This window comes from Pinibacter aurantiacus, assembly GCF_019130065.1.
GTDB classification, from domain to species: domain Bacteria; phylum Bacteroidota; class Bacteroidia; order Chitinophagales; family Chitinophagaceae; genus Pinibacter; species Pinibacter aurantiacus.
The window spans coordinates 170,630-190,409 of record NZ_JAHSPG010000011.1; the positions used below are offsets into that span (position 1 = coordinate 170,630).

Consider the following 19,780-nt stretch of genomic DNA (forward strand, 5'->3'; position numbering starts at 1 on the left):
TGAATCTATGGCGCGAATTAAAATTGATTTACCAAAGACATTTACTTTCTCCACGTCTATAGACATACGTATTTCAGATCTCAATTATGGTGGCCATGTTGGCAACGACACCATACTTTCATTACTACACGAAGCGAGGGTTCGCTTCTTACAACACTACGGATATTCCGAACTTAATCTTGAAGGAATCGGCATTATTATGGGCGATGTAGCGATTGAATACAAAGCCGAGGGCTTCTACGGCGACAGGTTGAATATCCAGGTTTGCGCAGATGAATTCACAAGAGTATCATTCGACATCTTTTATAAAATAGAAAAAGAACACCAGGGCAAAAATATTGTTGTTGCCATTGCTAAAACGGGCATTGTAGGCTACGACTACAATTTGAAAAAAGTAGCAGCAATACCAGAAAAAGCAAAACTAACATTAACGGGAAACAGTAGTCATTAGGCTTTCACCCACCACTATTCGCGATTTAAGCGATAAACTACGTTTTGATTTATTTGTACGGAGGAGGAAGGATTTTCGTTTTGTTCGAAAATCATAGTAGAACGATCTTTATTACTTTGCTGATTATGCTTTACGACGTGCATCACAGTAATCAGAACTAATTCACCCAATAGAAGTAAGGCCGGTAAGTTTCTTTTTTGCATACAAAGGGAATTTATAATTCTACAATCGGCCAGCAAATCGTTTTAGACAGGACAAGGATTCCCTATCACACTAAAGTATTCATTAAAATCCTAAAATCAAAATTATGGCTTCTTTTTAAACAAAAAGAAGGCTTCCTTCATAGTATTTTACATATCAACAACTTATACCACTAATTGTTCGTTAACTATTCAATATTTTATTGTAACTGGTAACGATTCCCCTAATGAGCGATGAGCTGAATCCCTGGTGCTCCATTTCATTTAACCCTGCTATCGTACATCCTTTTGGAGTGGTTACCTTGTCAATTTCCTGTTCAGGATGGGCTCCTTTCAAAAGAAGAAGATCCGCCGCTCCTTTTACAGTTTGTGCTGCAATAAGACTGGCTGTTGCTGCACTAAAACCAATTTCTATGCCTCCCTGGATATTGGCGCGAATATATCTCATTGCAAAAGCAGTACCACAGGCACCCAGCACGGTAGCGGCATCCATTAGCTTTTCGTCGATCATTGCGACTTTGCCCAATTTCTCAAAAAGGTTTTTGATAAAATCAACCTGGGTATTATTTGCCCCCTTATGACTAATGCATGTCATACTCTCCTGGATCGCGATCGCGGTATTCGGCATTGCGCGAAATAGGGGAACATTTTTCTGAACGGCATTCTGCATATCCTCTATAAAAATTCCGGTGATAACGGATACCAATATATGTTTTTGTGGATCCAATTCTGCTTTAAAGCCGTCCAGCACATCTTTTATTTGGAAAGGTTTTACGGCAAGTATTACAACATCGCTGTTTTTTACTGCTTCGATGTTGTCTGAAGTAATGTTTACTCCTTTATTTTTTAAGACTTCCAGTTCTGCGAGATTTCTGCGAGTGATGGTAATGTCGGCAGGTTTGGAGAACTCGCTTTTCAATAATCCTTCTGCTATCGCTGTGCCCAGGTTTCCTCCGCCTATTATTGCTATCTTATTGTACATGGTGTCGGTTTTATATAATAGAAAAAGCCATCACTAAATTAGTGAAATGGCTTTTTCTATGTTTTTGTTCAGATTGCGAAATTAGTAAAACTTTGCCTGCGATAAATAATTTCTCACATAATCCTGCACTCCCTCTTCTAATGAATAAAATTTATCTGTGTAACCTGCATCGAAAAGCTTTTGCATATTCGCTTCTGTGAAATATTGGTATTTGTCGCGAATATCTTCAGGCATATCGATGAACTGAATATCTGGCTTTGTGTCGATGCCTGCAAATGTTGCTTTTACCAGATCTTCGAATGCTCTTGCTTTCCCTGTACCGAGGTTATATATTCCTGATGCAGGTTTGTTTTGCATAAGCCAATAACAAACTTTGATAACATCTTTAACGTACACAAAGTCACGAAGCTGCTGACCATCTTTAAAGTCGGGCCTGTGCGACCTGAACAGCTTCACCATTCCATCTTTCTTTATTTGATTGAAGGAATGGAATATTACGCTTGCCATTCTCGCTTTATGATATTCGTTTGGTCCGTAAACGTTGAAAAATTTAAGTCCCGCCCAAAATGGAGGCTGTGCCGATTGCTGAATCGCCCATTTGTCAAACTCATTTTTGGATATGCCATAAGGATTCAGCGGCTTTAGCTTGAACGGTAATTCGTGATTGTCATCGTAGCCAAATTCGCCGCCGCCGTATGTTGCAGCGGAAGAAGCATACACCAACGGAACATTTTTATCAACGCAATAGTTCCATATTTTTTGTGAATACTCTACGTTGAGATGCTCGTGTATAGCGTAGTTAAATTCGGTGGTATCTGTTCTTGCTCCTATGTGAAATATGAAATCAATGGAAGGATCATTCTTCTGCAACCAATCGAAGAAAGATTCTCTTTCTATTTTTTGAAGGTATGTTTTGCCTTGAAGATTGGGTTCTTTGTCTGCCCTGGAAAAATCATCTACCAGCAACAAATTCGTATATCCCTGGCTGTTAAGAAATCCCACCAGACAGCTCCCGATAAAGCCAGCGGCGCCGGTTACGACTATTGAAGATTCATTCATGGTTTGTCAAATTAGGAATTAGAAATTAGGAGTTAGAAATTAGAAAATAAGAATAAATGCACAATTCTAATTCCTAATTACTAACTCCTAACTCCTAACTATTATAAAGCGCTCAACGCATGTTCGCTGTCATGTCCAGCCAACAGGTTGCCAATTGCATTATCGTATTTTTCTTTCCAGGAAATTACATTGCCCCAGTTTTCACCTTCGATGCTTACTGAGCCATTTGTAACTGTTCCCAGTTTTGCGAATGTCGCGCCGCTTAATGTTTTTTCAAAAGCAGCAACCTGATCTTTTTTCACGGTCACCACTACCCTGCTTTGCGCTTCGCCGAACCAATAAGCATCTTTGCGAATGCCGGCATCTGTTGATGCTACATCGAAACCAAGGTTCCTGTTGAAAGAAGATTCGATCAAAGTAATGAACAAACCGCCTTCGCTCACGTCGTGTGCAGATGCGATCACTTTTTCTTTGATTGCTTTTGTTATTTGTTGCTGCAGTGCAAATTCTTCTTCTATATCAAAATGCGGAGCCGGTGAGAACTCAACTCCTTTTATTTTTTGCAAATATTCAGAGCTGTTGATATCGCCGTAGCTTTTACCAACCAGGTAAATAACATCGCCTTCTTCTTTAAAGTCCAATGTCATTTTATCTTGTACGCTGTCCAGCAATCCCACCATACCGATCGTTGGTGTCGGATAAACAGGACCGTCGGGGTTTTGGTTGTAGAAACTCACGTTACCGCCTGTTACAGGAGTGTTGAATTTGCGACAGGCGTCGCCCATTCCTTTAATTGCGTGAACAAACTGATAATATACTTGCGGATCGTAAGGGTTACCAAAGTTTAAGCAGTTGGTTACGCCTAAAGGTTCACCGCCACTGCACACGATATTTCTCGCAGCTTCTGCAACAGCGATCATCGCACCTTTGTATGGATCAGCATATACGTAACGACTGTTACAATCTGTTGTAACTGCCAATGCTTTATCACTTGGTTTTGCTAAAACTACTGCTGCATCTGAGGGTTGGTTGGTAGAAGTGTTACCTGTGCCTACCATGCTGTCGTATTGAACATATACCCAACGTTTGGAGGCGATGTTCGGAATTTGAATCAGTTTTTCTGCAACAGCTTTTAAGTCTTTTGGCACTTCGATTGAAGCGGCGTCAAAAGCCTTTGTTTTTGCGAAATACGTTGGTTCAGTGTAAGCGCGATCATATTGCGGCGCTCCGCCGCCCAGTACCAGTTCTTCTGCCGGAAGTTGAGCTTCCAACTCTCCGTGCATGAAAAAGCTTAACAGGCCGTCTTCCGTTACTTCTCCGATTACTGAGCAAGGAAGATCCCATTTATCGAATATTTTTTGTACTACGCCTTCTTTACCTTTTTCCACGACCATTAACATACGCTCCTGGCTTTCGCTCAGCAAAAGCTCCCAGGCTTTCATATTCTGCTGACGTGTAGGCACTTTGTCAAGATCGATGCGCATGCCTACGCCGCCTTTTGCACTCATTTCTGCTGTTGAGCAAATGATTCCGGCAGCGCCCATGTCCTGCATACCCACCACTACACCTGTTGGAATCACTTCGAGGCAAGCTTCCAGCAATTTCTTTTCCTGGAAAGGGTCGCCCACCTGAACTGCAGGCAATTCTTCTGTGCTTTCTGCAGTGATATCCGCTGAAGCGAAAGATGCTCCTCCGATACCATCTTTACCGGTAGCGGAACCGACAAATATTACAGGATTTCCTTTGCCTAATGCAGTCGCACTAACCGTTTCACCAGCTTTTACAATACCAACGCTCATTGCGTTTACCAAAGGGTTGGTGTGATAGCACTGCTCAAAATAGATTTCGCCGCCTACGGTTGGAACGCCAAAGCAGTTACCGTAGTGACCGATTCCATGAACAACGCCACCCAGCAAATGCTGCGTTTTTGCTTCATTAAGATTACCGAAACGGAGAGAGTTTAAAGACGCGATTGGTCTTGCTCCCATTGTAAAAATATCGCGGTGAATACCACCTACGCCTGTTGCCGCACCCTGGAAAGGTTCGATTGCAGACGGGTGATTATGACTTTCAATTTTAAAAACTACCCCGTAGCCATCGCCCATATCCATCAAACCTGCATTCTCTTCTCCGGCTGCTACCAGCATTCTGCCGCCTTCGCGGGGTAAAGTTTTAAGCCATTTGATTGAGTTTTTATAACTACAGTGCTCGCTCCACATCGCGCTGAAGGCACATAACTCATTAAAATTCGGGGTTCTTCCTAATTTTTTCTTTATTAACTCAAATTCTTCTGCCGTAAGACGCAATTGCTCGGCGGTTTTAACTGTTATTTCCATGATAGTATATGGGATGGTCTGAGAAAGCGCAAAGGTAATAAGTTACCGTGTATTAATGTGAATCAAGAGTTGAAATGTATTTCTACGCAGGTAATTAATAATTAATAATGGATAATTAATATTTGATCTCCCGGTAATTTGGGCGTTAAATTCACATCGTGGCACTAACGATTTTCAAGCAGGGACATATATAAGCGCTCCATATCGGCCAGTTCTTTTTCCTTGGAAAAGTTGATCCTAACAAACTCGCGCCCTTTTTCGCCCATGGACTTTCTTATCTCCTTATTTTCTATCAAAACCAAGGTGTTTGCGACAAATCCATTCAAATCGTGCAATGGACTTATAAATCCGGTTAGGCCCGGGTCGATTGTTTGGCTAACTGCACCGGCATTTGTGGTAACGACGGGTTTACCTGCAGCCTGCGCTTCAAGGAGAGTGATCGCAGTACCTTCGTTCAAGGAAGTAAGTGCTACTATATCCAAGCCAGCCATTGCTTCTTCAATGTTCAGGAGCCAGGAGGTAAACGTGACTTGCGCAACCCGGGCGGAGCCGGGATAATATGTATGGGATATGTTTTTCCTTTCAAGCTGGTTTTCCAAGGAGTTTCTCAAGGCGCCGTCTCCAACAATAAAAAACCGCACGGGTTGTTTTGTTTCAGACAGCAGTTTCTCAACTGCATCTATAAAAAACTTGTGATCCTTTATTGGTACAATACGCCCTACTATTCCGATGGCGATTTCGTTTTCCGTCAGTTTATAATTCGCACGAAAGGCATGTCTTTTTTCATCTTCTTTGTCTTCAAATGAGGCTGTGTTTATACCAATTGGGATCACCGCAATTTTTGACAAATCGCTGATCTGGTATACATCTACAAGGTCATGCTGCTGCATCAAACTGGTTGCAATCAATTTTGTTGATTGTTTTGCCAGCCATCTTTCAAGTTTTATGATTTGAGAGGAAAAGAATTTATTGAAATATGAATGAAAAACGTGGCCATGATATGTATGCAGGATCACCTTTGTACCAATCATCTTTGCAGCCAATCTTCCCAATACACCAGGCTTGGCACCATTTGTATGAACGATATCCGGATTGATTTTCTTAAGCTCTTTTTTGATATGTAAGAAAGCCTGAATATCCCTGATGAAGTTAATGGACCTATGCACTTCGCGTATGTGAACAACGCGAAGCTTAGGATACGAAGTCAACAAAAAAGAAGCGTCATATTCGTCTTTATTTTTTTCCCCCACTACCAAATACACTTCATGTTTTTCGGACAAATAACCAGCAAGCTGCACGGTGTCCAGCGGGGCGCCTCCAATTACCAATCTGTTAAGCATTATTGCAATTCTTGCCATCGTCTCAATATAGTCCCGGCAAGATAAATAAAACTAGGCGAGCAAAAGCGCTAAATTATTGTTGGTCATTAGTTATTTTGCATTGACAAAAAACAATGCCGTTGTACTATTTGCTTTTTTTATTATACCTGATTTTCTTTTTCTGGCTCTTTACTAAAATCAATTTTATAAGGAACAGCGGGATCCCATTAAAATGGTTATGTATATTATTTTCCGTTAAACTTGTTGCGGGTATTTTTTACGGCTATATATATTCGAAACATATTGCAGACGCCGATACATGGAAAATGTATTTTATAAGTTTGAAGCACACCAGCGTCTTAACATCAAACCCGATTCAATTTATTACATCATGGTTTTATGAACCGCAGTATAGCTACAATGAACCTTTCGGCTCTGGAAAATCTTACTGGAACATCATAAAAGATCTGTCGCTGATAAAAATTGAGGCCATTTTTAATGTTTTTAGTTTTCGTAACTACTATATCAATGTTCTGTTTTTTTCTTTCGTCACCTTTTTTGGCAACATTGCTTTTGTAAAAGCATATAGTCTTTTATTCCGCGATGCGAAAAAAAGTCTCGTTGTATTTGCCGCCTTTTTAATACCATCTGCTCTTTTCTGGACAAGCGGATTACACAAGGACGGGTTATTGTTTATGTTAATGTCGCTGATTGTTTATCAACTTGCATTGTGGATGAACGCGCTAAAAACGACAGGGAAAATGATTTTAAATATCGCGTTGTGTATCCTTTTTATTTTCCTGCTAAGAAGTTATGTTGGGTTGTCGCTGATCCCTGCTATTGTGATATGCACATTGAATTATCGTTTTTCAAACCAAGCCATGAAAATAAATGTTGCAGTGCTTGTTGTTTGCGCCGCCGGCTTCTTTTTATCGTCATACATTTCGCCGGCGCTGGACCTGCCTGAGTGGCTAATAAAGCGAAGAATTGAATTTAACTCCCTTAGTGCAACTACCCTTTTGCCCTATCATCAGCTGGAAAATTCCATTCAAAGCTACTTATATAATTTGCCCCAGGCGATCGATCATGGTTTTTTGAGGCCCTACCTTTGGGACAGGCTGGGCATTTTTTACATCCCTTTTGCGCTTGAAATCATTGCGCTGCTGGCTCTTATTATATATTATCTATTCAATCATCTGCCCCTCAACAAATCCCAAAGGGCCATTTTCTGTTTTGGCCTGTTTATTTTCCTGGCAAATTGGTTGTTCCTGGGATATATGGTTCATATCGTAGGGGCTGTCATAAGGTATAAGAGTATTTTCTTGCCATTTTTTGTCGCTCCGGTGCTCCTGTCTGTTAAATTCAGGCCACTTATTAAAAATTAAAAAATATATCATACCTATTGACTTTTACCTCCGAATTTTTAAGGAAACAGAGTTATATGTTTCATTTTTCTTTTTTTTTGGTTAAAAACGTAATCTTTTTTCAAAATTATTGTTTGTTTGCTTGAATTGATGTTCATTTGCAATAGTTAAATTTTTATACCCATGTCATTACGTTTTAATGCAATCAACAACCTAGCCGGCAAGGACGGAGTAAGTAATGCCGGATCCAAAAAAATTACTGCTATTTTCAATGAAAATGTATTTACTCTTAAGACTGCCCGCGAATTTTTGAGCGATGAGGCGTACAAAAGTCTTCAGGGTTCAATAAAAGGCGGAAAGAAAATTGACCGTGCCGTTGCAAATCAAATTGCAGCTGGTCTACGTCAGTGGGCAGAAAGCAAAGGTGTATCTCACTATACACACTGGTTCCAGCCTCTTACAGGTACTACAGCAGAAAAACATGACTCTTTCTTTACTTTGAAAGGTGACGGTTCTGCTTTGGAAGAGTTTGATGGTGCGGCTTTGATCCAACAAGAGCCAGATGCGTCGTCTTTCCCTAACGGTGGTATCCGTGCGACTTTCGAAGCTCGCGGCTACACTGCATGGGACCCTTCTTCTCCTGCATTCATCATGGAAATAGGTACTGGTAAAACTCTTTGTATCCCTACCATTTTCGTTTCTTATACTGGTGAAACGCTTGACTACAAAGCTCCTTTGTTGAAATCTCTTGAGGCTTTGAACAAATCAGCGGTTGACGTTGCTAATTATTTTGATAAAAACGTAGGCAAAGTTTCTGCAACATTGGGTTGGGAGCAAGAATACTTCGTTATTGACGAAGCTATGTTCAATGCACGTCCTGACTTAGTATTGAGCGGCAGAACTGTATTCGGTCACTCTCCTGCAAAAGGTCAGCAATTGGAAGACCACTACTTCGGTTCTATTCCAGAAAGAGTGTACGCTTTCATGAGAGACTTCGAATCAGAATCTTATAAATTAGGTATTCCTTTAAGAACACGTCACAACGAGGTTGCGCCTGCTCAGTTTGAGTGTGCTCCTATCTTCGAAGAAGTTAGCGTAGCTGTTGACCACAACACTTTGTTGATGGACATCATGGACCGCGTTGCACGTCGTCATAAATTGCGTGTATTGCTTCACGAGAAACCATTTGCTGGTATCAACGGTAGCGGTAAACACAACAACTGGAGTATGTCAACTGATACAGGCGTTAACTTGTTGGCTCCTGGTAAAACTCCAAAAACGAACTTCATGTTCCTTACTTTCTTTGTAAACACAATTAAAGCGGTTCATGATTATGCAGATCTTCTGAGAGCGTCTATCGCATCTGCAGGTAACGACCACCGTTTGGGAGCAAACGAAGCGCCTCCGGCAATTATCTCTGTATTCGTTGGTGGATATTTGAACAAAGTATTGCAAGACATTAAAGAAAGAGTAAGCGATAAATTCGACGAGCAAGACGAAGCTATCCTGAAACTTGACCTGCACAAAAGCATTCCTGAATTGATGCTTGACAATACAGACCGTAACAGAACTTCTCCATTTGCTTTCACAGGAAACAAATTTGAGTTCCGCGCGGTGGGTTCTACTGCAAACTGTGCTAACCCAATGACAGTGCTGAACACAATTATGGCTGAAACATTGAAACAATTCAAAAAAGATGTTGATGCTTTAATTGAAAAAGGCGAGAAAAAAGAAATCGCTATCATGCACGTTATCCGCGAATACATCGTTGCTTCTGAAAAAGTATTATTCGAAGGAGACGGTTACAGCGAAGCATGGGCAAAAGAAGCTGAAAAACGCGGTTTGCCAAATGTAAAAACAACTCCATTGGCGTTGGATGCATTGGTTACCGATAAAGCTAAACACCTTTTCGAAAGCAATAATGTATTGACTCACGTTGAGCTGGAAGCTCGTCACGAAATTGAAGTTGAAAAATACATCAAACGTGTACAGATCGAAGCTCGTATCATGGGTGAACTTTGCACCAGCCACATCCTTCCTTCTGCTATCAAATATCAAAACACTTTGATCCAAAACATCAAAGGTTTGAAAGAAGTGGGTATGCCAGAGGCTTCTTACAAGAATCAAATAGTTATTCTTGAAAGATTGTCACACTACATCAGCAAAACAAGCGAGCTGGTTGTACAAATGATCGAAGCAAGAAAAATTTGCAATGCTATGGACAACACTCGTACTAAAGCTATTGCTTACGAAAGCCAGGTAAAAGCTCCGTTCTTTGATGCTATCCGTTACCATGTTGACAAACTGGAATTGATGGTAGACGATAAAGAATGGTTGTTACCAAAATATCGTGAGATGCTTTTCTTAAGATAAACTAGTTATTTTTCGTATTGACATGAGAAGAAACACAAGGGCCCGCGATTTGCGGGCCTTTGTTATGCATAGGAAAAAATTAAAAATCAAAATGAAAAAGTAAAAATTCCTGACCGTTCTTGCTCTATCCTTCTCGTGGCCGTCAACCTAGGCTTGCTGTAAATTTTCGCTTCCCAATGTTTAACATGTCGCCCCTACGGGTCTGGCATTAGGATCGCCGCAACATAATGTTGGCTACTAACGTGTCGCCCCGCTGGGGCTATTTTAAAGCACGCGGAAAGCTCGAATAAGCTCCAGCGGGGCAATACGTTAGTAGCACCCAAGTAATCAATGACGAAAATCCATAGCCAGCCCCAGCGGGCCGATATGTTAAATGTTGAAAACTATGGTTTCATTACAAACAATAGCGCTAAATAAAAGAAACACTTCCTCACGAAATTACCCTCCTTTTGATGGGTAAATAACACAAAAACACCTTCCTTTTGGAAGACATATTTGTAACCAATAAATAGAAAAATGAAAAATCTAGTGAATCTTAACTTTCAAATTCAGCATTTGCAAGCTTGAATTTGTTGCCGGTGCAAGAGAAACAGAGCTCTTGTAAGGCATAATGTATGTAGTGTTACCTTGCTGATAGGTAACGATGGAGTTAAAAGAGATAACATTAGGAGCAATTCTTTCCTCGCTCATAATTTTTCCCCCTCTGTAGCTGAAAGTGCCTTTAAGTGTAAAGGAGTTAGCAACACTTATAGGAGTAAAATCAATTCCGGCCGATTGTTGCTTTGTTTTTCCTCCACCGCCAATACCAATTGCAGCAAACGCATGTATGCCGCAAATAGCCAATACAGTTATCATAACTGATTGTTTTTTATAGCTTTTTATGAAGGAAAGTAATTTCATTATGGCAAAAGTATAATTTATTTTCTTATTTTTTTAACCTTTCATCAAGAATTTTAATACCTCTTTAACGAATCAGTCAAAAAAATGTTACAGAAAATTGGGAAATACTTTTGTATTACCTAACTTACAGTAACCATCTTTTACATGAAAGAAAATCCTTACCGCCAAGACAGTGAAGAGCTTCAGGAACTTTTAAAACAGTTCGAGAATCTGAAAAAGGGTCGAAATCACTCCTTCATCAGCGAGGAATCTTTCGAAAAGATCATCGACTACTACGATGACGCTGACAATATCAACGAAGCCTTAGAAGCGGCGGAAATTGCGGTTGAACATTTTCCTTTTTCATCTGAATTGCTGGTAAAAAAAGCAGATTTGCTGATTGGCGCCAGAAAATATACCGAAGCATTGGAAATTCTTGAGCGCGCCGAACTTTTCGACAGCCGCGACATTAATCTTTATATTTTACGGACAGAAGTTTACCTGGCCCTCGATAAACAAGAAAAGGCCGTGGAACTGCTGGAAAGTGCATTGGACCTCTTTGATGGCGAGGAAAGAATAGAATTGCTGTTCGAATTGGCAGATGTGTACGATGATTATGAAGAGTTTGATAAGATCTTCGATTGCCTGAAATTGATCCTTGAACAAGAGCCAACAAACGAAGAGGCGCTGTACAAGATCTGTTTCTGGACAGATTTTACCGGGCGCAACGAAGAAAGCATTAAACTTCATAATAAGATCATTGAAGATTATCCCTATAACGAGCTGGCATGGTTTAACCTCGCAGCCTCTTACCAGGGCTTAAAACTCTACGAAAAGGCCATTGATGCCTATAAATACGCGGTGACAATAGATGAGAAATTTGATTATGCGTACCGTAATATGGGCGACGCTTATATAAGGCTCCGCAAATTCAAAGATGCGATCGAGGTGCTTGAAAAGGTACTGGAACTATCCAGACCCGAAGATGTAATTTTCGAGGCGTTAGGACATTGCTACGACCGCTTGAATAATTATGCCCAGGCCCGTTTCTACTACAGAAAGGCTTCGCACCTTAATAATGATGACAGCAAGTTGTTTTATAAAATTGCCTGCACTTACATCAACGAAAGCCAATGGACACAGGCCATTAAACAACTGGACGCTGCTTTGCAAATTCACCGCAATCAGCCGGAATATAACCTGGCAATGGGCGAATGTAAGTTGCAGCTTGGTGAAGTAAAAGACGCGATCATTTATTTCTCAAATGTCGTTAGGTCGCGCCCAAGAAATGTTGCCGGCTGGGAAGCGCTTATCCGCTGCCTTTATTCAGTTAAATACTACGAGGAGGCGCTGGAGCAAGTGTTGGCGGCCATTAAGCATACTGAAGGAAAATCTGTTTTTATATACTACCTGAGCGCTATTTATTTCGCTATGGGCAAATCACGCGAAGGTTTGCTGCAGCTCGAAAAGGCGATTCACGTTTCCCCCAAAAAAATAAAATTGTTTGTTGAGCTAAATCCTGCCATTCTTCAAAACCAGCAGGTGGTAGATGTTATCGCGAGGTACAAACGCAACAAGAACTTTTAGCATTTGAAAATTGAGAGTTGAAAATTGAAAATGAAGTATGACCGCGGTCATAAGGAGGATAATTACGATCAAAAAAATCTAAATTCTTAATTTCTAGTGCATAATTATCTGGGAATCTACCCTAAGTATTAACAATTTGGAATTTTTCATTCACCATTGTTTCCTATTTTTGCGCTCGTTTGTATTTTATACACAGTCAAAAGCAGTAAATGAATTTCAATTTATCGCAGATACCTGAAAGAATCCAACAGCCCAGGAAGAACGGTTTAACGATGGTGATGGACAAAGGGCTTAGCATAGAAGAAACCCGTAACTTTTTGAGTATATCGAAACCTCACGTTGATATCGTTAAACTAGGTTTCGGAACTTCATTCGTTACGCCTAATCTTAAAGAAAAACTGGAAGTTTACCGCGAAGCCGGAATGCCGGTTTATTTCGGAGGTACATTGTTCGAGGCATTTTTAGTAAGAAACCAGTTCCAGGATTACATTGATGTGTGTAAAGAATATGGTGTTGCATTTATGGAGGTGAGTGATGGTTCTATCACCATTCCTCATGCAGAGAAATGCGGCTATATTGAAAAATTAACCAAACACGGTACGGTGTTAAGTGAAGTTGGTAGTAAAGATGCCGCTCACATTATCCCTCCTTATAAATGGATCGAATTGATGCGGTCCGAGCTTGACGCTGGTGCAACATATGTGATCGCAGAGGCCCGTGAAGCCGGTAACGTAGGTATCTACAGAGGCTCAGGCGAGGTGCGTGAAGGTCTGGTTCAGGAAATTCTTACACAAATACCTGAAGAAAAGATTCTCTGGGAAGCGCCACAAAAAGCACAACAGTTATACTTTATTGAATTGATCGGCTGCAATGTAAACCTTGGAAACATCGCTCCTTCTGAAGTTATTTCACTGGAAGCAATGCGTATTGGTTTGCGTGGAGATACTTTCCACCTATTCTTAAATAAAGAAACCGTTCAATAATGAGGCTTTTTGGTTTGATCGGTTTTCCTTTGGGTCATTCTTTTTCTCAAAAATTTTTCACAGAAAAATTTGAAAAGGAAGGCATAAAGGGCTGCTCCTACCAAAATTTTCCTCTCAGTTCCATAGATCAGTTAAAAGATCTGCTGGCAACACACTCCCATCTGGAAGGTTTTAATATTACTATTCCTTACAAAGAGCAGGTATTGCCATTTATTGATCAGCAAACTGATGCTGTTCAAAAGATAGGTGCCTGCAACTGCGTTAAAATTGTAGCTGGTAAATTGATCGGCTATAACACCGATGTCAAAGGTTTTGAAGTTTCTCTGCGAAAGAAATTGCAACCTAAACACAATACAGCGCTGGTATTAGGAACAGGCGGTGCCGCAAAAGCCGTTGTTTATGCATTGCAACAGCTTAACATTTCTTACAAAATTGTGAGCAGGAAAGCAAACCCTGAAGCTAACGTTATCAGCTATGCGCAATTGACAAATGACGTTGTCTCAGCTCACAAATTAATAGTAAACACTACTCCCCTCGGAACATATCCAAACGTGAATGAGTGCGCGGAAATTCCGTACGAAGCACTAACCCCCGACCATTATTTATTTGACTTAGTGTACAATCCTTCCAAAACATTGTTCCTGCAAAAAGGCGAAGCGCAAGGCGCTACGATAGAGAATGGACATGAAATGCTGGAGATTCAGGCGGAAGAGAGTTGGAAGATTTGGAACAAATCTTCAATTTGAAAATTTGATGATTTGAAAATTTGAAAATGCTTTAGGCGCTATTTTCGTCTTGAAATATTTATTCTCCGAATTTCGAAGAGTTAATTCATAACGCTGTATGATACACACAATGCATTTTCGAATTTTCAAATCATCAAATTTTCAAATTGGCCCTATTTGTTTCTCAACGACAGCACATACTTCACCATTTCCTTTGCATCGGCTTCAGAAAGGTTTGGATGTGGGGTCATAGGTATTTCGCCCCAGTTTCCTTTACCGCCTTTAATTACTTTTTCTGCTAGTAATGCTACGGTTGCATCGTTGTTTTCGTATTTGTTCGCAACATCTCTGTAAGCCGGTCCTGTAGTTTTTTCATCTACTTTGTGGCAAGTAAGACAGTCTGATTGTGCAATTAGATTGATAGCTTTTTCATTTTCTGCAGATAGCGCTGCGTTTGGGGTCGCGGCCGCCGTATCAGCAGATTTAGCAGTGTCCGATGCTTTTGTTTCCGAACTGTTGTTGCAGCTGTAAATAGCAGCCAGAGCCAAAATTCCTACAAATAATTTTTTCATCAGTGTGTGTTTATTGTTTTTAATGGTCAGATGGAATTCGTCAAATAAACATTGCTTTAAGTATGCAAAGGTCTAATGGCGTATTTCATCAGTTTTTTTTGTGTTTATTAGTCGAATGGGTTTTGTAAATATCGTTTAAATTCTTTCTTTGAAAAAACTGATCAGTTTTTTGTGTGCGTCTTCGGTAGCTTCTTTATTAAAATCCGGATTGCTTGGGTTAGCAAAGCCATGAGTGGCGTCGTATCTGTTCACAATTAATTTCTTGTTTGCCTTTTTCATGTTTTCTACAAATTCGTCCACCATCGCAGGGCTGGGCCATTTGTCTTTATTCCCGAAAAATCCAATCACATCTGCGTTCAGCGTTTTTAGTTTCTCAACATCTTTCTCCGGTGCCCCGTAATACATGGCACATCCGCGCAATTGAGTGCCTGCCATCAACGCAGCCTGCAGGCTCCATCCTCCACCGAAGCACCAGCCAACGGTAAGTATTTTGGCGTCAGTGCCTACATGTGTATACACGCCTTTGATGATCGCCGTTGCCCTCTCGGTGGTTATCGTTTGCATTATTTTGGAAGCATCCTCACGTGTAGTGGCAACTTGTTTGTCATACAAGTCGATGGCAATGGCATTAATGCCAAGTTCGTTTGCCAGTTTTTCCGTTTCTTGTTTTATGTAATCGTTTAGCCCCCACCATTCGTGTACAACAATAAGATAATAAGGAGTCTTTTTTGCTGCCATCACCTCCCAGGCATGGGCGTCTTTCCCATCGCTTGTTTTGTAAAAAATATCTTTCCCGGCGGTGGTTTTGTAAACGAAAGGCAAAGGATCGGGGTGTGAAGCAACAAACGCTTTGTCGTTACCATTTTGAGCGTACGCTTCAGTTGCGGAAGCGGTACAGCAATTCATGGCGGTTTGGGAGATACCCAGTGCAGGCATTAAGATTACCAGCAATGTGAATATTTTTCTTTTCATAAAACTTAACAATATGGTGTGGAGATTGAGTTTCAAACAAATATTATACGTTTTGGACAGACTTGCAAGCAAATTTTCCACACAAAAAAACTATACCAATTGGCTTGTGTTAAATTATTGTATCTTTGCATGACCTCACGGAGAATTTCTCTTTTCTTCCGCCGGTCACAAGGCAAAGACAAATAATATTAATTAAGACTGGTCCAAAGCATGGTGTTGATTTATTAGGCTTTTTTTAAGCCCGCATATTTCAATAGCAGGTCTTATTTTATTTATTTTTTGTCGGTACGGGCGAATCGCATTCGCCCTCGGAAACAAAAAACGAATCAATTATAAGTATATGGCTAAGTTTATTTTTGTAACCGGAGGTGTTACATCGTCGTTAGGAAAAGGAATTATTGCTGCTTCGCTGGCAAAATTGCTGCAAGCAAGAGGGTTAAAAGTAACTATTCAAAAATTCGATCCTTACATCAACGTGGATCCGGGTACTTTGAACCCTTATGAGCATGGTGAGTGCTATGTAACTGAAGATGGCGCTGAAACCGACCTGGATCTTGGCCACTATGAAAGATTCCTGAATATTTACACTTCACAGGCCAATAACGTAACCACCGGCCGCATTTACCAAACAGTTATTAACAAAGAAAGAGAAGGTGCTTACCTGGGGAAAACCGTACAGGTTGTTCCTCACATCACCGATGAGATCAAGCGCAGAATGCTGTTGTTGGGCAACAAAGGTTATGATGTGGTAATCACTGAGCTTGGCGGTACCGTTGGTGACATCGAAAGTTTACCGTTCATTGAAGCTGTTCGTCAATTGCAGTGGGAACTTCCAGAAGAAGATTGCCTTGTTGTTCACCTGACTTTGATCCCTTACTTAAGAGCCGCAAAAGAATTGAAAACCAAACCAACCCAGCACAGTGTTAGAATGCTGAGCCAGGAAGGTGTTCACCCGGATATTATTGTGTGCAGAACCGAAGAGCAACTCTCTCCTGAGATCAGGAAGAAGGTGGCGCTTTTCTGTAATGTAAAACCAGAAGCTGTTATTGAGGCTGCCGATGCACCTACTATCTATGAAGTGCCTTTGGCAATGATGAGGGAAAAACTGGATCTTATTTGCCTTCGCAAATTGAAGATCACCAACTATGCAGACCCGGATCTTACAAAATGGAAAGAGTTTTTGGATAAATTGAAATATCCGAAAGCGAAAGTTACCATTGGTTTGATTGGCAAATATATTGAGCTGCAGGATGCTTACAAATCAATCCTGGAGGCATTTGTACATGCCGGAGCAGTGAACGAGTGCAAAGTGAACATTGTAAACGTACACAGTGAATTTATTACAGAAGAAAACGTGGCTGAAAAACTTGGCAACCTGGATGGTTTGCTGGTTGCACCAGGCTTCGGTCTTCGCGGTATCGAAGGAAAGATCACAGCAGTGAAGTATGCAAGAGAAAAAGGCTTGCCTTTCTTCGGTATCTGTTTGGGCATGCAAATGAGCGTTATTGAATTTGCGAGAAACGTGTTGAATTTGAAGGACGCACATTCTACCGAAATGAATGAAAAAACCCCTGACCCGGTTATCGATTTGATGGAAACTCAAAAAGAAGTAACCGCGAAGGGAGGTACGATGAGATTGGGCTCCTACCCTTGCGAAATTAAAAAAGGAACGCTTGCTGAAACTATTTACGGCACTACAGAAATTACTGAAAGACACAGGCACCGTTGGGAATTCAACAACGCATATTTGGAGAAGTTTGAACAAGCAGGAATGGTTGCCAGTGGTAAAAACCCGGAAACTGGTCTTGTGGAAATTGTTGAACTGCCAAACCATCCGTTCTTTATCGGCGTACAATATCACCCTGAATTAAAAAGCACTGTGGAAAATCCACATCCGCTTTTTGTTCATTTCATTAAAGCCGCAAAAGAAAGCGTTGAAAAAAAGGAAGTTTCCAAGACGCCGCATTTACAAAGCGAAATGATTTAAGCAAATTGATATAGAAATATATAAAAATGATCAATCCGTGGATTGATCATTTTTTATTTTCGGTAAGCCATTGTTTTTCTGTCTTAAGTTCTGAGAAAAACATGATCGTATTATTGAGGGTCAGAACTTTCTGTTTGCTGTCCTCAAATTTTTCAGAACACAAATTATATACACTGCAATGAGGATCTGAAGGAATAGTAATTCCACCCAGATCCATCAATGTATAAAAAACAGACTCGGCGCTAGAAACCGGCTTGTCTTTATTGGCAATAATAGTATTGTAAACTTTATTGTTGTTCTCTGCAAAATCATTTGACAGCCAAATAAACAGTGGAACCCTTAGAGAATAATAATTGGGAATATCTGTATGTGTTACCAAATTATCGAAATCCTGAAGATTCTCACCGTGATCTGAAACATATAACAAAGAGGATTCAGCGGATTTGAAGGATTTAAGTTCGTTAATTACGAGATCCAAAAAATAATCTGTGTAAAGTATACTATTGTCATACGCGTTTACCATGTCTTGTCTCGGCACATAGTTAGGCAACATGGAATTGAGGCTTAAGTTGGTTGGAAACTTTTGAAACGACGGCGGATATCTGCAAGAATAGTTCCAGTGACTTCCCATAGTATGAAGCACGACACATATATCCTTATTGGTGTTTTCTATAACTCTTTTCAACTCTCCAATCAGTAGCTCATCATAAAAATTCTGCTGATAGAATTTCCCCCTGGTATTCTTTGAAAATATTATTGTGTCTGCATCCGGAATATGAAATAAGGTCAGCTTTAATTCCGGTTCCTGATTGCTGATCCATGCAGTATAATATCCCGCCTCTTTAAATGCACCGAGTATTCCTTTTTCTTTATAATGGGTGAAATAGTTATCTATGCCACCTCTGGAAACCAGCATTGGTACAGACTTTACGGTCATTGGTGCGCCTGATGTGACATTGGAAAAAGCAATCAAATTTTCTTCCTGTGAAAGATATGGGGACGTATTTCTTTGGTAACCATTGATACCCCAATGATCGTACCTTGACGCTTCTCCTATCACCAGTATTTGAATTTTCCGTTCAGGTTTTTTTTGAGATTTTTTTACAGCACCAAAAGAAAATGATCTCATGGTCTGCTGGTAATTTTTGTCAGAGTACAGTGTCGTTTGCTGATAATAATCGCGAAACTCAACCACTACTTTGGTGGGGAAATAATATCTGAAATTTTCACTTACTGCATCAGCATATTTTTCGTGAAAAGGCTTATTCTTAAATCCAAACAACAAAATGACAACAAAGCCTGTTAGCGAACAAATTATGGCTCTGGGGAAATCAATTTTAGAAGGCAGTTTTTTCAACAAAAAAAGCGCAATAAAAAAAAAGGCAAGCATCGCTAAAATGATTGGGATAACGAACCAACCTATAAGCTCTCTGCTTTCGCGCAGGTTTGTATTTACCAGCAATCCAAGGATACCTTTATTGACTTCCTCTTTTACTAAAATTACCGGTATAAAAAATAGTGCAAAAATGCTGCTTAACACGGCAAGTGTATAGTAGTATATTTTAAGGGATCTGTAAAAAACTATTACCCCTAGCAATAACAGAGCTTGAACAAAAAACATGTTCAAAAGCAATTCGGTATAGCTCCCGTATTTAATTATGAAATAAAATTTCGGAGAAAGAATGAGAAGCGAGACAGCAATCATTATCAAATAGTAAAAAACTATTTTTAACCAGGCTTTTTTCATTACAGATTAGAGGTTAAGAGGTTTCGAAAATAAATGCCGAATCTTAAATCTGCGGCAAATATAGCCTCGAAAACTGGGAGATTGATTATTAACAAATTTGAGCTTGTTTGAGATAGCTACGACCTTAAAGGGTCTTTAAAAGGGTTTATTTTGATTGAATGTAAATTCATTATTAACTAAGCCTAAAAATCAAAAACTATTTGTAGATAACCTGATGAATCTCAATATTTAACACAAAACTCAG

General features: G+C 40.2%; 15 protein-coding genes. 7 read left to right on the forward strand and 8 right to left on the reverse strand.

What is annotated here, in order from left to right; all coding sequences use genetic code 11:
* The first annotated feature begins 7 nt into the window (after nucleotides 1-7).
* Nucleotides 8-451: an acyl-CoA thioesterase gene (locus tag KTO63_RS14130; protein WP_217791974.1), complete on the forward strand. Its 444-nt coding sequence runs from the start codon at nucleotides 8-10 to the stop codon at nucleotides 449-451.
* A 384-nt stretch (nucleotides 452-835) separates the two neighbouring features.
* Here KTO63_RS14130 and proC read toward each other — a convergent pair whose 3' ends face one another.
* The 4 genes from proC to KTO63_RS14150 all read right to left on the reverse strand — a co-directional run bounded on the left by proC (nucleotide 836) and on the right by KTO63_RS14150 (nucleotide 6,386).
* Nucleotides 836-1,633, reverse strand: coding sequence for a pyrroline-5-carboxylate reductase (gene proC, locus KTO63_RS14135; protein WP_217791975.1), 798 nt, complete (start codon nucleotides 1,631-1,633; stop codon nucleotides 836-838).
* An 81-nt stretch (nucleotides 1,634-1,714) separates the two neighbouring features.
* The gene (gene rfaD / locus KTO63_RS14140; RefSeq protein WP_217791976.1) at nucleotides 1,715-2,692 is read right to left on the reverse strand and encodes an ADP-glyceromanno-heptose 6-epimerase; all 978 of its coding nucleotides are present in this window, start codon (nucleotides 2,690-2,692) and stop codon (nucleotides 1,715-1,717) included.
* Nucleotides 2,693-2,793: 101 nt separating this feature from the next.
* Complete coding sequence (gene purL / locus KTO63_RS14145) at nucleotides 2,794-5,028, reverse strand: phosphoribosylformylglycinamidine synthase subunit PurL (RefSeq protein WP_217791977.1); 2,235 nt, start codon at nucleotides 5,026-5,028, stop codon at nucleotides 2,794-2,796.
* A gap of 164 nt (nucleotides 5,029-5,192) precedes the next feature.
* Complete coding sequence (locus tag KTO63_RS14150; protein ID WP_217791978.1) at nucleotides 5,193-6,386, reverse strand: glycosyltransferase; 1,194 nt, start codon at nucleotides 6,384-6,386, stop codon at nucleotides 5,193-5,195.
* Nucleotides 6,387-6,688: 302 nt separating this feature from the next.
* Between KTO63_RS14150 and KTO63_RS14155 the strand changes: the two genes are divergently transcribed.
* Together KTO63_RS14155 and KTO63_RS14160 are read left to right on the forward strand one after the other, a co-directional pair.
* Entirely contained in the window at nucleotides 6,689-7,732 is a 1,044-nt protein-coding gene (locus tag KTO63_RS14155; protein WP_217791979.1) for a hypothetical protein, read from the forward strand.
* 162 nt (nucleotides 7,733-7,894) lie between these two features.
* Nucleotides 7,895-10,084, forward strand: a complete 2,190-nt coding sequence (locus KTO63_RS14160) for a glutamine synthetase III family protein (RefSeq protein WP_217791980.1) — start codon at nucleotides 7,895-7,897, stop codon at nucleotides 10,082-10,084.
* A 525-nt stretch (nucleotides 10,085-10,609) separates the two neighbouring features.
* Here KTO63_RS14160 and KTO63_RS14165 read toward each other — a convergent pair.
* Nucleotides 10,610-10,939 (reverse strand): hypothetical protein, encoded by a 330-nt coding sequence (locus KTO63_RS14165; RefSeq protein ID WP_217791981.1) that lies wholly within the window; start codon nucleotides 10,937-10,939, stop codon nucleotides 10,610-10,612.
* 189 nt (nucleotides 10,940-11,128) lie between these two features.
* Between KTO63_RS14165 and KTO63_RS14170 the strand changes: the two genes are divergently transcribed.
* The 3 genes from KTO63_RS14170 to KTO63_RS14180 all read left to right on the forward strand — a co-directional run bounded on the left by KTO63_RS14170 (nucleotide 11,129) and on the right by KTO63_RS14180 (nucleotide 14,279).
* Nucleotides 11,129-12,550, forward strand: a complete 1,422-nt coding sequence (locus tag KTO63_RS14170; protein WP_217791982.1) for a tetratricopeptide repeat protein — start codon at nucleotides 11,129-11,131, stop codon at nucleotides 12,548-12,550.
* A 209-nt stretch (nucleotides 12,551-12,759) separates the two neighbouring features.
* Nucleotides 12,760-13,533 carry a phosphosulfolactate synthase gene (locus tag KTO63_RS14175; protein ID WP_217791983.1) on the forward strand — a complete coding sequence of 258 codons (774 nt, stop codon included), beginning with the start codon at nucleotides 12,760-12,762 and terminating at the stop codon, nucleotides 13,531-13,533.
* The gene (locus KTO63_RS14180) at nucleotides 13,533-14,279 is read left to right on the forward strand and encodes a shikimate dehydrogenase family protein (protein WP_217791984.1); all 747 of its coding nucleotides are present in this window, start codon (nucleotides 13,533-13,535) and stop codon (nucleotides 14,277-14,279) included. Before KTO63_RS14175 ends, KTO63_RS14180 begins: the two co-directional genes overlap by 1 nt.
* Nucleotides 14,280-14,431: 152 nt before the next feature.
* Here the strand turns inward: KTO63_RS14180 and KTO63_RS14185 are convergent, their stop codons facing one another.
* Nucleotides 14,432-14,830: a c-type cytochrome gene (locus KTO63_RS14185; protein ID WP_217791985.1), complete on the reverse strand. Its 399-nt coding sequence runs from the start codon at nucleotides 14,828-14,830 to the stop codon at nucleotides 14,432-14,434.
* Between the two features lie 135 nt (nucleotides 14,831-14,965).
* A complete protein-coding gene (locus KTO63_RS14190) occupies nucleotides 14,966-15,802 on the reverse strand; it encodes a dienelactone hydrolase family protein (RefSeq protein WP_217791986.1) in 837 nt (278 codons plus the stop codon).
* A gap of 340 nt (nucleotides 15,803-16,142) precedes the next feature.
* Between KTO63_RS14190 and KTO63_RS14195 the strand changes: the two genes are divergently transcribed.
* A complete protein-coding gene (locus KTO63_RS14195) occupies nucleotides 16,143-17,789 on the forward strand; it encodes a CTP synthase (RefSeq protein WP_217791987.1) in 1,647 nt (548 codons plus the stop codon).
* A gap of 46 nt (nucleotides 17,790-17,835) precedes the next feature.
* Here the strand turns inward: KTO63_RS14195 and KTO63_RS14200 are convergent, their stop codons facing one another.
* Complete coding sequence (locus KTO63_RS14200) at nucleotides 17,836-19,410, reverse strand: phosphoethanolamine transferase (protein ID WP_217791988.1); 1,575 nt, start codon at nucleotides 19,408-19,410, stop codon at nucleotides 17,836-17,838.
* Nucleotides 19,411-19,780 lie beyond the last annotated feature (370 nt).

Excerpts from the sequence above, each read along its gene's own strand:
- KTO63_RS14130 (WP_217791974.1), top strand. The coding sequence starts at position 8 with ATGGCGCGAATTAAAATTGATTTACCAAAGACATTTACTTTCTCCACG.
- proC (WP_217791975.1), bottom strand. The coding sequence starts at position 1,633 with ATGTACAATAAGATAGCAATAATAGGCGGAGGAAACCTGGGCACAGCG.
- rfaD (WP_217791976.1), bottom strand. The coding sequence starts at position 2,692 with ATGAATGAATCTTCAATAGTCGTAACCGGCGCCGCTGGCTTTATCGGG.
- purL (WP_217791977.1), bottom strand. The coding sequence starts at position 5,028 with ATGGAAATAACAGTTAAAACCGCCGAGCAATTGCGTCTTACGGCAGAA.
- KTO63_RS14150 (WP_217791978.1), bottom strand. The coding sequence starts at position 6,386 with ATGGCAAGAATTGCAATAATGCTTAACAGATTGGTAATTGGAGGCGCC.
- KTO63_RS14160 (WP_217791980.1), top strand. The coding sequence starts at position 7,895 with ATGTCATTACGTTTTAATGCAATCAACAACCTAGCCGGCAAGGACGGA.
- KTO63_RS14165 (WP_217791981.1), bottom strand. The coding sequence starts at position 10,939 with ATGATAACTGTATTGGCTATTTGCGGCATACATGCGTTTGCTGCAATT.
- KTO63_RS14170 (WP_217791982.1), top strand. The coding sequence starts at position 11,129 with ATGAAAGAAAATCCTTACCGCCAAGACAGTGAAGAGCTTCAGGAACTT.
- KTO63_RS14175 (WP_217791983.1), top strand. The coding sequence starts at position 12,760 with ATGAATTTCAATTTATCGCAGATACCTGAAAGAATCCAACAGCCCAGG.
- KTO63_RS14180 (WP_217791984.1), top strand. The coding sequence starts at position 13,533 with ATGAGGCTTTTTGGTTTGATCGGTTTTCCTTTGGGTCATTCTTTTTCT.
- KTO63_RS14185 (WP_217791985.1), bottom strand. The coding sequence starts at position 14,830 with ATGAAAAAATTATTTGTAGGAATTTTGGCTCTGGCTGCTATTTACAGC.
- KTO63_RS14190 (WP_217791986.1), bottom strand. The coding sequence starts at position 15,802 with ATGAAAAGAAAAATATTCACATTGCTGGTAATCTTAATGCCTGCACTG.
- KTO63_RS14195 (WP_217791987.1), top strand. The coding sequence starts at position 16,143 with ATGGCTAAGTTTATTTTTGTAACCGGAGGTGTTACATCGTCGTTAGGA.
- KTO63_RS14200 (WP_217791988.1), bottom strand. The coding sequence starts at position 19,410 with ATGTTTTTTGTTCAAGCTCTGTTATTGCTAGGGGTAATAGTTTTTTAC.